The sequence below is a fragment of the Streptomyces sp. NPDC026092 genome (genome assembly GCF_040638605.1).
Taxonomy (GTDB): Bacteria; Actinomycetota; Actinomycetes; order Streptomycetales; family Streptomycetaceae; genus Streptomyces.
The window spans coordinates 77,983-90,874 of the sequence record NZ_JBEZYN010000002.1; the positions used below are offsets into that span (position 1 = coordinate 77,983).

Sequence of the window (12,892 nt, forward strand, 5' to 3'; positions counted from 1 at the left end):
ACAGCATGGTCCAGACCAATCAAGTGGTCAAGACCTCTGTCCGCCCGGGCGAGACGTCGACCCATCCGGTCAGGGCCTCTCTCCGTCCGGTCAGGGCCTCTGCCCGTCCTCCCCCCGCGCCAGGCCGCCCGCCGCCTCGTGCATCGCCATCTCCAGGAGCGCCGCGTCGTTGAGGGTGCCGCTGCCGTCCGGGGTCACCAGCCAGCGGACGCCGCCGGTCGTCCGGCCGGGGTACGGGACGACGATCCAGGTGCCGCGGCCCGCGCTGCGCACGCCCGTGCCGAGCCAGCGCGAGGCGGTGCCCGGGGGGACGAAGAAGCCCATCCGCGCCTCCCCGAAGTCGGCGAGGACCGGGCCGGGGCGGTCCACGAGCCGGGTCAGCACGTCGAGCGTGGGGTACCCGAGCTCCCCCGGCAGGATCAGTACGTCCCACCGCCTGCCGGCCGGCAGCAGCGCGATCCCCAGCGGATTGCGCTCCCACTCCCAGCGGCAGGCGTCGGGATCCGGTGCCACCGACGCCAGCCACTCCACCGCGGTCTTGGCCGCCCCCGAACCAGTCATGGCCTACGGCCTCCCTTCCCTGTACGGACACGGTGTCCACACGCAGAGAGCGGGCTCGGTGACGATCATTACGCGGGTTCGGGCCACGAGTTGGTAGTGAGCTGGGTCACATCGCATGCGATTGGGGTGCGCCCGGGGCGCGTACCGCCCGCACTGCGCCCCTCACCCTTCGGCGCGCGCCCGTTCGGGTGGAGAGCGCTGGTCCGGGTCGGCGGCTCCCGGGCCCGCCCGCCGCCGCGTGTTCGTATGACTCTCCGTACGCGCGCCGCACTCGCCCCGGGAGCCCCCATGTCGAACCCGACCCCTCGGAGCAAAGGTCTGCTGCGGCGGATGGGCGAGTGGTCGGCCCGGCACTTCGTCGTCGTGCTCGTGGCCTGGGTCGTGGCGCTGGGCGCCCTGATCGCGCTGAACAACGCGTACGGCGGCGAGTACTCCGACAACTACTCGCTGCCCGGCACCCAGTCCCAGGAGGGGCTCGACGTGCTCCGCGCGCACGAGCCCGCCGCCGGCGGCTACAGCGCCCAGATCGTGCTGTACGACGATGCCAAGCCGCTCACCGACGTCAGCGGCCAGATCTCGTCCACCGTCGACTCGCTGACGAAGCTCCCGGACGTCCTCAACGCCACGAGCCCGCTGCCGGCGCCCGGCAGCCAGCCGCCCACCCCGCCCCCGGGCACGCCGAACGTCGGGCCCCTGTCCACCGACGGGAAGACCGGGTACATCACCGTCCGCTTCAGTGTGCAGCCCAGCACCCTCGGCGACGCCTACCTGACCGGGGTGGACAACGCCGTGGAGCCCCTGCGCGCCGCCGGGGTCCAGGTCGAGTACGGCGGTTCGCTCGGTGAACTGGCCCGGCCCGAGGCGGACGACCGGGTGAGCGAGGCGATCGGCTTCGGCGTCGCGATCGTCGTCCTGATCATCGGGTTCGGCAGTCTGATCGCCGCCGTGCTCCCCCTGGTCACGGCGCTCGTGGCGGCCCTGTGCGGACTCTCGGCGCTCGGTCTCCTCGCCTCCGTGTGGACCTTCGCGACCGTCTCCCCCACTCTGGCCACGATGATCGGCATCGGCGTCGGCATCGACTACGCCCTCTTCCTGATCACCCGGCACCGGCAGCTGCTGATGAACGGTCAGGATCCGGTGACGGCGGCCGGGGTCGCCACGGCGACCAGCGGGCGGGCCGTCCTCGTCTCGGGCTGCACCGTCATCATCGCCCTGTGCGGCCTCTGGGTCTCCGGTCTCAGCTTCATCGGACTGCTCGGTCTGGCGGCGACCTCCACCGTGGTCACGGCCGTCATCGGCGCCCTCACGCTCGTCCCGGCCATGCTGGGGCTCATCGGGCGCCGCATCGACCGGATCCACCTGCGCGAGCCCGTGGCCGAGGTCGACGAGACCACCGGTGAGGGGACCGGCACCTGGCACCGCTACGCCCAGCGCGTGGAACGCCGTCCCTGGTGGTTCCTCACCTCGGGTGTCGTCGTCCTCGCCGTGCTCGCCATCCCCCTCTTCTCCATCCAGCTCGGACACATCGGCGACGGCGCGGACCCGACGTCCTTCACCGACCGACGCGCGTACGACCTGATGACCGCGGCCTTCGGGCCCGGCTCCAACGGGCCGCTCACGCTGGTGATCGACCAGACCTCGGTCGCCGAGGCCGACCGTTCCTCGCTGGCGAGCCAGGCGCAGAAGGCGCTCACCGACGTTCCCGACGCCCTCCTGATCACCCCGCTGACGCCGACCTCGGACGGCGACGTCCTGCTCGCGACGGCCTACTCGGTCGCCGCCCCGCAGGACGAGAAGACCACGTCCCTGACCAATCACCTCACCGACGACGTCCTCCCGCAGGCGGTCAGCGGCACCACCGCGAACACGTACGTCACCGGCACCACCGCCGCGCAGGTCGACTTCCTCGACATCGTCTCCAGCCGGCTGCCGCTCATCATCGCGGTGGTCGTGGCCCTGGCGTTCCTCGTCATCCTGGTCGTCTTCCGCGGCCCGCTCGTCGCCCTCAAGGCCGCGGTGCTCAACCTGCTGTCGATCGCGGCCTCGTACGGCGTGGTCGTCGCCGTCTTCCAGTGGGGCTGGGGCGGCCCGGCGCTCGGCGTCTCCGGCGACGTGCCCATCGAGAGCTACGTGCCGATGATGATGTTCGCCATCGTCTTCGGCCTGTCCATGGACTACGAGATCTTCCTGCTGTCCCGGGTCCACGAGGCGTGGCTGCGCACCGGCGACGCGAAGGCGAGCGTGGCGCACGCCCTGGAGATCACGGCCCGGGTCATCACCTGCGCGGCGCTCATCATGGTGAGCGTCTTCGCGGCCTTCATCCTCAACGACAACATCGTCATCAAGATGATGGGCCTCGGTCTCGCGGCGAGCGTGCTCATCGACGCGACGGTCGCGCGCCTGCTGCTCGTGCCCGCCGTGATGACGCTGCTCGGCAAGTCGGCCTGGTGGACGCCGCGCTGGCTGGACCGGATCCTGCCGCACGTCGACACCGAGGGCGAGAGCGAGATGCCCCCGTCGGCCGGAGGGCCGACGGGGGCATCGAAGAGCGCCTGAGAAACCTCAGCTGTCGAAGCCGAGGCCCACGCGGTCCATGGCCTTCAGCCACAGGTTGCGCCGGCCGCCGTTCTCGTCGGCGCGGGCGAGCGCCCACTTGGTGAGGCCGATGCCCGCCCAGGCGATGGGCTCCGGCGGGAACGGCAGCGGCTTGGAGCGGACCATCTCCAGCTCGGTCCGCTCGGTGCGCTCACCGGCGAGCAGGTCGAGCATCACGTCGCCGCCGAAGCGGGTCGCGCCCACGCCGAGGCCGGTGAAGCCCGCCGCGTACGCGACCTTGCCCTGGTACGCCGTACCGAAGAAGGCCGAGAAACGCGAGCAGGTGTCGATCGCGCCGCCCCAGGCGTGGCTGAAGCGGAGCCCCTCCAGCTGCGGGAAGCAGTGGAAGAAGTGCTCGGCGAGCTTCAGGTACGTCTCCGGGCGGTGGTCCATCTCGGCGCTGACCTTGCCGCCGAAGCGGTAGATCGCGTCGTAGCCGCCCCACAGGATCCGGTTGTCGGCGGTGATCCGGAAGTAGTGGAACTGGTTGGCGCTGTCCCCGAGGCCCTGGCGGTTCTTCCAGCCGACGGCGGCGAGCTGCTCGGGCGAGAGCGGCTCGGTCATCAGGGCGTAGTCGTAGACCGGGACGGTGTAGTGCCGGACCCGCTTGACCAGCGACGGGAAGACGTTGGTGCCGAGCGCGACCCGGCGGGCGAGGATCCTGCCGTACGGGGTGCGCACCCCCATGCCCGCGCCGACGGAGACCAGGTCGAGGCCCGGGGTGTTCTCGTAGATCCGTACGCCGAGGTCCTGGCAGGCCTGCTTGAGGCCCCAGGCCAGCTTCGCCGGGTTGAGCATGGCGACGCCGCGCCGGTCGTACAGGCCGCCGAGGAAGGTCGGGGAGTCGACCTCCGCGCGGACCGCGTCGCCGTCGAGGAGGTCGAGGCCGTCGGCGAGACCCAGCCGCTCGATCTCCTCGTACACCTCGTGCAGCTCGTCCACCTGGTACGGCTCGGTGGCGACGTCGATCTCGCCGGTGCGCTCGAAGTCGCAGTCCAGGCCGTAGCGGGCGACCGCCGCCTCGATGGAGTCGAGGTTGCGCTCGCCGAGCTCCTCCAGCTTCGGCAGCTCGCCCGGCCAGCGGGCGAGCCCGTTGCCGAAGCCGTGGGTGAGGGAGGCGGCGCAGAAGCCTCCGTTGCGGCCCGAGGCGGCCCAGCCCACCTCGCGGCCTTCGATCAGTACGACATCCCGGGAGGGGTCGCGCTCCTTGGCGAGGAGCGCGGTCCACAGTCCGCTGTAGCCGCCGCCGACGACGAGGAGATCGCACTTCTCGGTGCCGGTGAGGGCGGGCAGGGCTCCGGGCTTGCCGGGGTCTTCCAGCCAGAAGGGGACGGGCTGGGCGTCGGAGAGAGATTGGGCAGCGAGACGCATGGCGCGTGGGGCCATGGTTTCCAACTCCTTCAGGTGTTGCTCGGGGTCATCTCAGCTTGTCGCTGTTTTCCTGCGCCGGTTCGTGATGATCTGTCCGGCTACCACCACCAGTACAGCAATGACGAACATCGCCGTGCCGATGACGTTGATCTGGACGGGCGTACCGCGCTGTGCCGAGCCCCAGACGAACATGGGGAAGGTGACGGTCGAGCCCGCGTTGAAGTTGGTGATGATGAAGTCGTCGAAGGAGAGCGCGAAGGCGAGCAGCGCGCCGGCGGCGATGCCGGGGGCGGCGATCGGCAGCGTGACCCGTACGAAGGTCTGCACCGGCCCCGCGTAGAGGTCGCGGGCGGCCTCCTCCAGGCGCGGGTCCATCGACATCACGCGCGCCTTGACGGCCGTCACCACGAACGACAGGCAGAACATGATGTGGGCGATCAGGACCGTCCAGAAGCCGAGCTCGGCGCCCATGTTGAGGAAGAGCGTGAGCAGGGAGGCGGCCATGACGACCTCGGGCATGGCCATCGGCAGGAAGATCAGGGAGTTGATCGCGCCGCGCGCCCGGAAGCGGTAGCGGACCAAAGCGAAGGCGATCATCGTGCCGAGGATCGTGGCGCCGAGGGTGGCCCAGGCGGCGATCTGCAGGGACAGGGTGAGCGAGCCGCACAGATCGGCGACGCCGCACGGGTCCTTCCAGGCGTCGAGGGAGAAGCGCTGCCAGGCGTAGTTGAACCGCCCGTTCGGCTTGTTGAACGAGAACACCATCACGACGATGTTCGGCAGGATCATGTACGCGAGCGTCAGCAGGCCCGCGATGACGACAAGGTTCCGACGGATCCAACGCATCAGACCAGGTCCTCCGTTCCCGCGCGGCGGATGTAGACGGTGACCATGAGCAGCACGATCGCCATGAGGATGAAGGACAGCGCGGCGGCCGTCGGATAGTCGAGGACCCGCAGGAACTGCGACTGGATGACGTTGCCGACCATCTTGGTGTCGGTCGAGCCGAGGAGTTCGGCGTTGACGTAGTCGCCGCTCGCCGGGATGAAGGTGAGCAGGGTGCCGGAGACGACGCCGGGCATCGACAGCGGGAACGTCACCTTGCGGAAGGTGGTGGCGGGGGACGCGTACAGGTCCTTCGCTGCCTCGTGCAGCCGGCCGTCGATCCGCTCCAGGGAGGTGTAGAGCGGCAGGATCATGAAGGGCAGGAAGTTGTACGTCAGACCGCAGACCACCGCCATCGGGGTGGCGAGCACGCGGTCGCCCTGGGTCCAGCCGAGCCAGCTGGTCACGTCCAGGACGTGCAGCGCGTTCAGCGCGTCGACGACCAGGCTGTCGTCGGCGAGGATCGTCTTCCAGGCCAGGGTCCTGATGAGGAAGCTGGTGAAGAAGGGCGCGATGACGAGGACGAGGACCAGGTTGCGCCAGCGGCCGGCCTTGAAGGCGATCATGTACGCCAGCGGGTAGCCGAGGAGCAGACACAGGAGCGTGGCGGTACCGGCGTACAGCAGGGAGCGGACGAACTGCGGCCAGTACTCCTGGAAGGCGTCCCAGTAGGTCTGGAAGTGCCAGGTGACCTCGAAGCCCTTCTCCAGGGAGCCGGTCTGCACGGAGGTCGAGGCCTGGTAGACCATCGGCAGCGCGAAGAAGACGAGCAGCCAGATGATGCCGGGCAGCAGCAGCCAGTACGGGACGAGCCGCTTGCGGGTGGAGGGCTTCCGCGTCACCGGTGCTCCGGTCGGCGCGGTCTCCTCCTCCTTGGTGAGGGTGGAGGTGCTCATCCGGCGTCCTCCACCGTCTCCACGCCCGCGTCGATGTCCTGGGCCGCGTCGAGCCCGAAGGTGTGGGCCGGGTTCCAGTGCAGGACGACCTCGGCGCCGGGGCGGAGGCGGGCGTCGCGCTCGATGTTCTGCTCGTAGACCTGGAGTTCGGCCCCGGCCGGCGAGTTCACGACGTACTGGGTGGAGACGCCGATGAAGGAGGAGTCGGCGATCCGGCCGGTCACCTTGTTGCGGCCGTCGGCTATCGAGGCCGCGTCGTCGGCGTGGGTGAGGGAGATCTTCTCGGGGCGGACGCCCACGAGGACCTGGCCGCCGGTGCGCACGGTCGCCGAACAGCGGTCGGCGGGCAGCCGGAGCTTGCCGCCGCCGGCCGTCACGACCAGGTCGGATCCGCCGGTCTCGGCGACCTCGGCCTCGATGAGGTTGGAGGTGCCGAGGAAGTTGGCGACGAACGTGGTCCGCGGGTTCTCGTAGAGGTCGGCGGGGGCGCCGAGCTGCTCGACCCGGCCGCCGTTCATCACCGCGACCTGGTCGGCCATGGTCATGGCCTCCTCCTGGTCGTGGGTGACGTGCACGAAGGTGATGCCGACCTCGGTCTGTATCCGCTTGAGCTCCAGCTGCATCTGGCGGCGCAGCTTGAGGTCGAGCGCGCCGAGCGGCTCGTCGAGGAGCAGGACCTGCGGGTGGTTGATCAGGGCGCGGGCCACGGCGACGCGCTGCTGCTGGCCGCCGGAGAGCTGGTGCGGCTTGTGCCGGGCCTTGTCGCCGAGCTGGACGAGCTCCAGCATGTCGTCGACCTGCTTCTTGACGGACTTGATGCCGCGCCGGCGCAGACCGAAGGCGATGTTCTCGGTGATGTCCATGTGCGGGAAGAGCGCGTAGGACTGGAAGACGGTGTTGACCGGCCGCTTGTACGGCGGGAGGTCGGTGACGTCGGTGTCGCCGAGGAAGACCGAGCCGGTGCTGGTGTCCTCGAGGCCGGCGATCATCCGCAGCGTGGTCGTCTTGCCGCAGCCGGAGGCGCCGAGAAGCGCGAAGAACGAGCCCTGCGGGACGGTCAGGTCGAGCGGGTGGACGGCGGTGAAGGAGCCGTACGTCTTGCTGATGCCGGTGAGACGGACGTCGCCGCCGGTGTTCTTGTCAGTCATGGGTTGCGATCCCAGGGTTCGTAAGAGGTGGACGGCAGGGGGCTCAGGCGCCGATGAGCTTGGCGAACTTCTCCTCGTACGCCGTCTCTTCCTGGCTGCTCAGCGAGCGGAAGGCGTGCGACTTCGCGGCCATGGCCTTGTCGGGGAGGATCAGCGTGTTGGAGGCGAGCTCGGGGTCGATCTTGGCGAGCTCGTCCTTCACCCCGTCGACCGGGCAGACGTAGTTGATGTACGCGGCGAGCTGGGCGGCGACCGGGAGCTCGTAGTAGTAGTCGATGAGCTTCTCGGCGTTGGCCTTGTGCCGGGCCTTGGCCGGGACCATCAGGTTGTCGCTGGAGGTGATGTAGCCGGCCGAGGGGATCGCGTACTGGATGTCCGGGTTGTCGGCCTGGAGCTGGATGACGTCACCGGCCCAGGCGAGGCAGGCGGCGAGGTCGCCCTTGTCCAGGTCCGAGGTGTAGTCGTTGCCGGTGAAGCGGCGGATCTGCTTCTTGTCGACGCCCTTCTGGAGCCGGCCTATCGCCTGGTCGTACTCGGCGTCGGTGAACTTCCCCGGGTCCTTGCCCATGTCGAGCAGGGTCATCCCGACGGTGTCGCGCATCTCGGTGAGGAAGCCGACCCGGCCCTTGAGGGCGGGGTCGTCCAGGAGCTGGGTGACGGAGTCGATCCTCTTCCCGCCGGTCGCCTTGGTGTTGTAGGCGATGACGGTGGAGATGCCGGTCCACGGGTACGAGTAGGCACGGCCCGGGTCCCAGTCGGGGCGGCGGAACTGCGCGGAGAGGTTCGCGTACGCGTTGGGCAGGTTGGCCGCGTCGAGCTTCTGCGCCCAGCCGAGCCGGATGAGGCGGGCGGCGAGCCAGTCGGTGACGCAGATCAGGTCGCGGCCGGTGTCCTGTCCGGCCGCGAGCTGCGGCTTGATCTTGCCGAAGAACTCGACGTTGTCGTTGATGTCCTCGGTGTACTTGACCTTGATCCCGGTGCGCTGGGTGAACGCCTCCAGGGTCGGGCGGGACTTCTCGTCCTCGCTGACGTCCATGTACTCGGTCCAGTTGGAGAAGCTGAGCTGCTTCTCCTTGGCCGAGAAGTCGGTGGACGCGGGGCCCTCGCCCTCGCGCTTGGCCGGCGGGATGCCGCACGCGCCGAGGGACGCGAGGCCGCCGATCGTGAGCGCGCCGACGCCTCCGGCGCGCAGCATCGAACGGCGGGTGAGGGCACCCCGGCCACTCGTCAGACTGCGTCGCATCGCCGCGAGTTGCGCGGCGGACAGGCTGTCGGGCTCGTACTGGTCCATGCGCTGTGCCTTCCGGGGGTTGGGGAGGACTACCGGTCTCCGAAGATCGTGCGGTGCCAGTCCTTCCGGACGACCGCGGTGTTTTCGTACATCACATGCTTGACCTGCGTGTACTCCTCGAAGGAATACGCCGACATGTCCTTTCCGAACCCGGAGGCCTTGTAGCCGCCGTGCGGCATCTCGCTGATGATCGGAATGTGATCGTTGACCCAGACGCATCCCGCCTTGATCTCGCGGGTGGCGCGGTTGGCGCGGAAGACGTCACGGGTCCAGGCGGAGGCGGCCAGGCCGTACGGGGTGTCGTTGGCGAGCCGGAGGCCTTCGTCGTCGCTGTCGAAGGGCAGGGCGACCAGGACGGGCCCGAAGATCTCGGACTGGACGATCTCGCTGTCCTGGGCCGCCCCGGTGATCAGGGTGGGGAGATAGTACGCGCCGTTCTTCAGCTCCCCGCCGGGGATCCGGCCGCCGGTGACGACGGTGGCGTAGCCGCGGGCGCGGTCGACGAAGCCGGCGACGCGGTCGCGCTGGGTGTGGCTGATGAGCGGGCCGAGGTCGGTGGAGGCGTCGAAGGGGTCGCCGAGGCGGACGGTCTCCATGAGTTCGGCGACGCGGGCGACGAAGGCGTCGAAGAGCGGGCGCTGGACGTAGGCGCGGGTGGCGGCGGTGCAGTCCTGGCCGGTGTTGATGAGGGAGGCGGCGACGGCGCCGTGGGCGGCGGCCTCCAGGTCGGCGTCGTCGAAGACGACGAAGGGGGCCTTGCCGCCGAGTTCGAGGTGGAGCCGCTTCACGGTGGAGGTGGCGATCTCGGCGACCCGCTTGCCGACCGGGGTGGAGCCGGTGAAGGAGGTCATGGCGACGCCGGGGTGGCCGACGAGGTGCTCGCCGGCGACGCGGCCCGCGCCGTTGATGATGTTGACGACACCGTCGGGGATGCCGGCGTCGGTGGCGGCCTGGGCGAACAGGAGGGAGGTGAGCGGGGTGAGCTCGGCCGGCTTCAGGACGATCGTGTTGCCGGCGGCGATGGCCGGGAGGATCTTCCACGCGGCCATCTGGAGCGGGTAGTTCCAGGGCGCGATGGAGCCGACGACACCGATGGGCTCGCGCCGTACGTACGAGGTGTGGTCGCCGCTGTACTCGCCGGCGGACTGGCCCTGGAGGTGCCGGGCGGCGCCCGCGAAGAAGGCGGTGTTGTCGACGGTGCCGGGGACGTCGAACTCGGTGGACAGCTTGATCGGCTTGCCGCACTGGAGGGACTCGACGTGGGCGAAGTCGTCGGCGCGCTCGGCGAGGACGCCGGCGAAGCGGTGCAGCGCGTCGGAGCGCTCGCCGGGGGTCGCGCCCGCCCAGCCGGGGAACGCCTCGGTGGCGGCGGCGACGGCGTCGTCCACGTCGGCGGTGGACGCGAGGGTGTAGGTGTAGACGCTCTCCCCCGTGGCCGGATCGACGACGCTGTGCTCGTCCTCCGAGGTCCCGGGCCGAAGACGCCCGCCGATGTACTGTGCGCCGTCCGCGAAGCGGTCGGTCACCTGGAAGCGGTTGCCCATGACGCTCTCCGTTGTTCCAGCTCGAATTGAGTGCCGATCCTGACAGAGGGATATCCGACCAACAAGTGATTCCGTTGTTGCCTTTTGGTTACGCGACGGAATCGGTCGACCATGTGTCGAGGGCCATGGAAAATCTCCATACGGAATGTCCGTGGCGGCTGCCAGACTGCCATGCATGGGGCAGATCGAGACATTGACGCAGCAGGTCAGACAGGGCGAGAAGGTCAAGTTCCTGCCCTTCTGGGGCCACCGGCCGAGCCCGGACGGGCAGCTTTCGGCGAGCTGTCTCAGCCAATGGTGGGAGTCACCCTTCGAGGTCGAGGGCGTGCGGTACGCGACCGCCGAGCACTGGATGATGGCGGCGAAGGCCCGGCTCTTCGGCGACCCGGAGGCGGAGCGCGCCGCGCTGTCCTCCCGTACGCCCGCGGAGGCGAAGAAGGCCGGACGCCTGGTGCGCGGCTTCGACCAGGCGGTGTGGGAGCGGGAGCGCTTCGGGATCGTGGTGGAGGGCAGCGTCCACAAGTTCGCCTCGGACGAGGGGCTGCGGGCGTTCCTGCTCGGCACGGGCGGCCGCGTCCTGGTGGAGGCCAGCCCCGTGGACCGCATCTGGGGCATCGGCCTCGCCGCGGACGACCCGCGCGCCACGGACCCGTCCCGCTGGCGCGGCCTGAACCTCCTGGGCTTCGCCCTCATGGAGGCGCGGGAGAGGCTGCGGGGCGGCTGAGAGCGGGCCGACCCGGGTACGGAGAAGGGCCCCGCGCCTTGGAAGCGCGGGGCCCTTCTGCGTACCGAAACCGGTACCCGCTAGCGGTTCTCGACGACCAGGCTCGTCGCGAACGGGTCGTCCGCGTCGCTGCCGTACTCCTCGCCCTGCGCGATCGCCCAGATGATGAAGCCGAGGAACACCGAGCTGACCAGGATGCCGATCGCGCCGAGCACGATGCCCGCCGTCGCCATGCCGCCGTTGTTCGCCTCGCCCCGGGTGACCTTCTTGCGGCCTATGACGCCGAAGACCAGCGCCAGGATGCCGAGGACGATCCCGAGTCCGTACATGCAGAAGCCGACCACCGCGATGATGCCGAGCACCATCGCCGCCGTGCCCATGCCGTTGGACGGGGGCTGCTGCCAGCCCTGCTGGCCGTAGCCGCCGACCGCCCCGCCCGTCCCGTAGCCCGGGTAGCCGGGGTAGCCGTACCCCGAGGACGCGACCGGCGCCACCGGCGTGACCGGCGGCGCGGTCGGGTAGCCGTAGCCGTACGAACTCGTCGGCGCGGGCCCGCCCGGGGCCACCGGCGGCGGCGGAACCTCGCCCGTCGGCATCGCGGTCATCGTGGGCTGGTCGTGGACCGGCGGACGGTCCTGCGGCGTGGGCGCGGGCGTCGCCGGCTTGCTCAGTTCCACCCCGTCGCGGTTCGGCGGAGCCCACGGGTCCGCCGGGTCGTACCCGCCCCGCGGCTGGTCGCTGTTCTCAGACATGGGCCTCCCCCATCGTGGTCACGCCATGCTACGACCTCCCCCCTGCCCGGGTCCCGCCCGGCCTACGATGATCCGATGACCGATCTGCACACCTTCATCGCGGGGCTGCCCAAGGCCGAGCTGCACGTCCACCACGTCGGCTCCGCCTCCCCCCGGATCGTCGCCGAACTGGCCGCCCGGCACCCGGACTCCAAGGTTCCGACCGACCCCGAGGCGCTCGCCGCCTACTTCACGTTCACCGACTTCGCCCACTTCATCGAGGTCTACCTCTCGGTCGTGGACCTCGTCCGCACCCCGGAGGACGTCCGGTTGCTGACGTTCGAGGTCGCCCGGGACATGGCCCGGCAGAACATCCGGTACGCCGAGCTGACCATCACCCCGTTCAGCTCGACCCGCCGCGGCATCGACGAGCGCGCCTTCATGGCCGCGATCGAGGACGCCCGCAAGGCCGCCGAGGACGAGCTCGGCGTCATCCTGCGCTGGTGCTTCGACATCCCGGGCGAGGCCGGCCTGGAGGCCGCCGAGGAGACCGCCCGGCTCGCCGTCGAGCTGCGCCCGGAGGGCCTGGTGTCGTTCGGGCTCGGCGGCCCGGAGATCGGTGTGCCGCGCCCGCAGTTCAAGCCGTACTTCGACCGGGCGATCGAGGCCGGCCTCCGCTCCGTCCCGCACGCGGGCGAGACGACAGGACCGGAGACGATCTGGGACGCCGTGAAGGACCTGCGCGCCCAGCGCATCGGCCACGGCACCAGCTCCGTACAGGACCCGGAGCTCCTCGCGTACCTGGCGGAGCACCGGATCGCCCTGGAGGTCTGCCCGACGTCCAACATCGCCACCCGCGCGGTCGCCGACCTTGACCAGCACCCCATCAAGGAGATGGTGGCGGCCGGCGTCCTGGTGACGATCAACAGCGACGACCCGCCGATGTTCGGTACGGACCTCAACAACGAGTACGCCGTCGCCGCCCGCCTCCTGGAGCTCGACGAGCGCGGCATCGCGGCCCTCGCCAAGAACGCGGTCGAGGCCTCCTTCCTCGACCCGGCCGGCAAGGCCCGCATCGCCGCCGAGATCGACACCTACACGGAGAAGTGGCTGGCAGGCCGGTAGGGACGGCCCTCAGCCGCCACA

At 70.1% G+C, this 12,892-nt stretch carries 11 protein-coding genes; 3 read left to right on the forward strand and 8 right to left on the reverse strand.

The features are described 5' to 3' along the window. Nucleotides 1-90: 90 nt before the first annotated feature. Nucleotides 91-561: a hypothetical protein gene (locus tag AB0F56_RS02990; protein ID WP_362003319.1), complete on the reverse strand. Its 471-nt coding sequence runs from the start codon at nt 559-561 to the stop codon at nt 91-93. 288 nt (nt 562-849) lie between these two features. Between AB0F56_RS02990 and AB0F56_RS02995 the strand changes: the two genes are divergently transcribed. Next, the gene (locus AB0F56_RS02995; RefSeq protein ID WP_362003321.1) at nt 850-3,117 is read left to right on the forward strand and encodes an MMPL family transporter; all 2,268 of its coding nucleotides are present in this window, start codon (nt 850-852) and stop codon (nt 3,115-3,117) included. 6 nt (nt 3,118-3,123) lie between these two features. On the opposite strand, the gene AB0F56_RS03000 is transcribed toward AB0F56_RS02995, so the two are convergent. Genes AB0F56_RS03000 through AB0F56_RS03025 form a run of 6 tightly spaced genes read right to left on the reverse strand, consistent with a single transcriptional unit; the run spans nt 3,124 to nt 10,291 of the window. Next, complete coding sequence (locus tag AB0F56_RS03000) at nt 3,124-4,542, reverse strand: FAD-binding oxidoreductase (protein WP_362003323.1); 1,419 nt, start codon at nt 4,540-4,542, stop codon at nt 3,124-3,126. 36 nt (nt 4,543-4,578) lie between these two features. After that, nucleotides 4,579-5,373 carry an ABC transporter permease gene (locus tag AB0F56_RS03005; RefSeq protein ID WP_362003325.1) on the reverse strand — a complete coding sequence of 265 codons (795 nt, stop codon included), beginning with the start codon at nt 5,371-5,373 and terminating at the stop codon, nt 4,579-4,581. Next, nucleotides 5,373-6,308: an ABC transporter permease gene (locus tag AB0F56_RS03010; RefSeq protein ID WP_362003327.1), complete on the reverse strand. Its 936-nt coding sequence runs from the start codon at nt 6,306-6,308 to the stop codon at nt 5,373-5,375. The genes AB0F56_RS03005 and AB0F56_RS03010 overlap by 1 nt, the downstream gene beginning before the upstream one ends. Then, nucleotides 6,305-7,456: an ABC transporter ATP-binding protein gene (locus AB0F56_RS03015; RefSeq protein WP_362003329.1), complete on the reverse strand. Its 1,152-nt coding sequence runs from the start codon at nt 7,454-7,456 to the stop codon at nt 6,305-6,307. The genes AB0F56_RS03010 and AB0F56_RS03015 overlap by 4 nt, the downstream gene beginning before the upstream one ends. A 43-nt stretch (nt 7,457-7,499) precedes the next feature. After that, nucleotides 7,500-8,747 carry a spermidine/putrescine ABC transporter substrate-binding protein gene (locus AB0F56_RS03020; RefSeq protein ID WP_362003331.1) on the reverse strand — a complete coding sequence of 416 codons (1,248 nt, stop codon included), beginning with the start codon at nt 8,745-8,747 and terminating at the stop codon, nt 7,500-7,502. A gap of 29 nt (nt 8,748-8,776) precedes the next feature. Then, nucleotides 8,777-10,291: a gamma-aminobutyraldehyde dehydrogenase gene (locus AB0F56_RS03025; protein WP_362003333.1), complete on the reverse strand. Its 1,515-nt coding sequence runs from the start codon at nt 10,289-10,291 to the stop codon at nt 8,777-8,779. 175 nt (nt 10,292-10,466) lie between these two features. Between AB0F56_RS03025 and AB0F56_RS03030 the strand changes: the two genes are divergently transcribed. Then, complete coding sequence (locus tag AB0F56_RS03030) at nt 10,467-11,015, forward strand: NADAR family protein (protein WP_362003335.1); 549 nt, start codon at nt 10,467-10,469, stop codon at nt 11,013-11,015. 80 nt (nt 11,016-11,095) lie between these two features. Here the strand turns inward: AB0F56_RS03030 and AB0F56_RS03035 are convergent, their stop codons facing one another. Next, nucleotides 11,096-11,767: a DUF4190 domain-containing protein gene (locus AB0F56_RS03035; RefSeq protein ID WP_362003337.1), complete on the reverse strand. Its 672-nt coding sequence runs from the start codon at nt 11,765-11,767 to the stop codon at nt 11,096-11,098. Nucleotides 11,768-11,842: 75 nt separating this feature from the next. On the opposite strand from AB0F56_RS03035, the gene AB0F56_RS03040 reads away from it, so the two are divergent. Beyond that, entirely contained in the window at nt 11,843-12,871 is a 1,029-nt protein-coding gene (locus AB0F56_RS03040; protein WP_362003339.1) for an adenosine deaminase, read from the forward strand. The last annotated feature ends 21 nt before the right edge of the window (nt 12,872-12,892 follow it).

Coding starts and splice junctions, on each gene's coding strand:
- AB0F56_RS02990 (WP_362003319.1), bottom strand. CDS start 561: ATGACTGGTTCGGGGGCGGCCAAGACCGCGGTGGAGTGGCTGGCGTCG.
- AB0F56_RS02995 (WP_362003321.1), top strand. CDS start 850: ATGTCGAACCCGACCCCTCGGAGCAAAGGTCTGCTGCGGCGGATGGGC.
- AB0F56_RS03000 (WP_362003323.1), bottom strand. CDS start 4,542: ATGGCCCCACGCGCCATGCGTCTCGCTGCCCAATCTCTCTCCGACGCC.
- AB0F56_RS03005 (WP_362003325.1), bottom strand. CDS start 5,373: ATGCGTTGGATCCGTCGGAACCTTGTCGTCATCGCGGGCCTGCTGACG.
- AB0F56_RS03010 (WP_362003327.1), bottom strand. CDS start 6,308: ATGAGCACCTCCACCCTCACCAAGGAGGAGGAGACCGCGCCGACCGGA.
- AB0F56_RS03015 (WP_362003329.1), bottom strand. CDS start 7,456: ATGACTGACAAGAACACCGGCGGCGACGTCCGTCTCACCGGCATCAGC.
- AB0F56_RS03020 (WP_362003331.1), bottom strand. CDS start 8,747: ATGGACCAGTACGAGCCCGACAGCCTGTCCGCCGCGCAACTCGCGGCG.
- AB0F56_RS03025 (WP_362003333.1), bottom strand. CDS start 10,291: ATGGGCAACCGCTTCCAGGTGACCGACCGCTTCGCGGACGGCGCACAG.
- AB0F56_RS03030 (WP_362003335.1), top strand. CDS start 10,467: ATGGGGCAGATCGAGACATTGACGCAGCAGGTCAGACAGGGCGAGAAG.
- AB0F56_RS03035 (WP_362003337.1), bottom strand. CDS start 11,767: ATGTCTGAGAACAGCGACCAGCCGCGGGGCGGGTACGACCCGGCGGAC.
- AB0F56_RS03040 (WP_362003339.1), top strand. CDS start 11,843: ATGACCGATCTGCACACCTTCATCGCGGGGCTGCCCAAGGCCGAGCTG.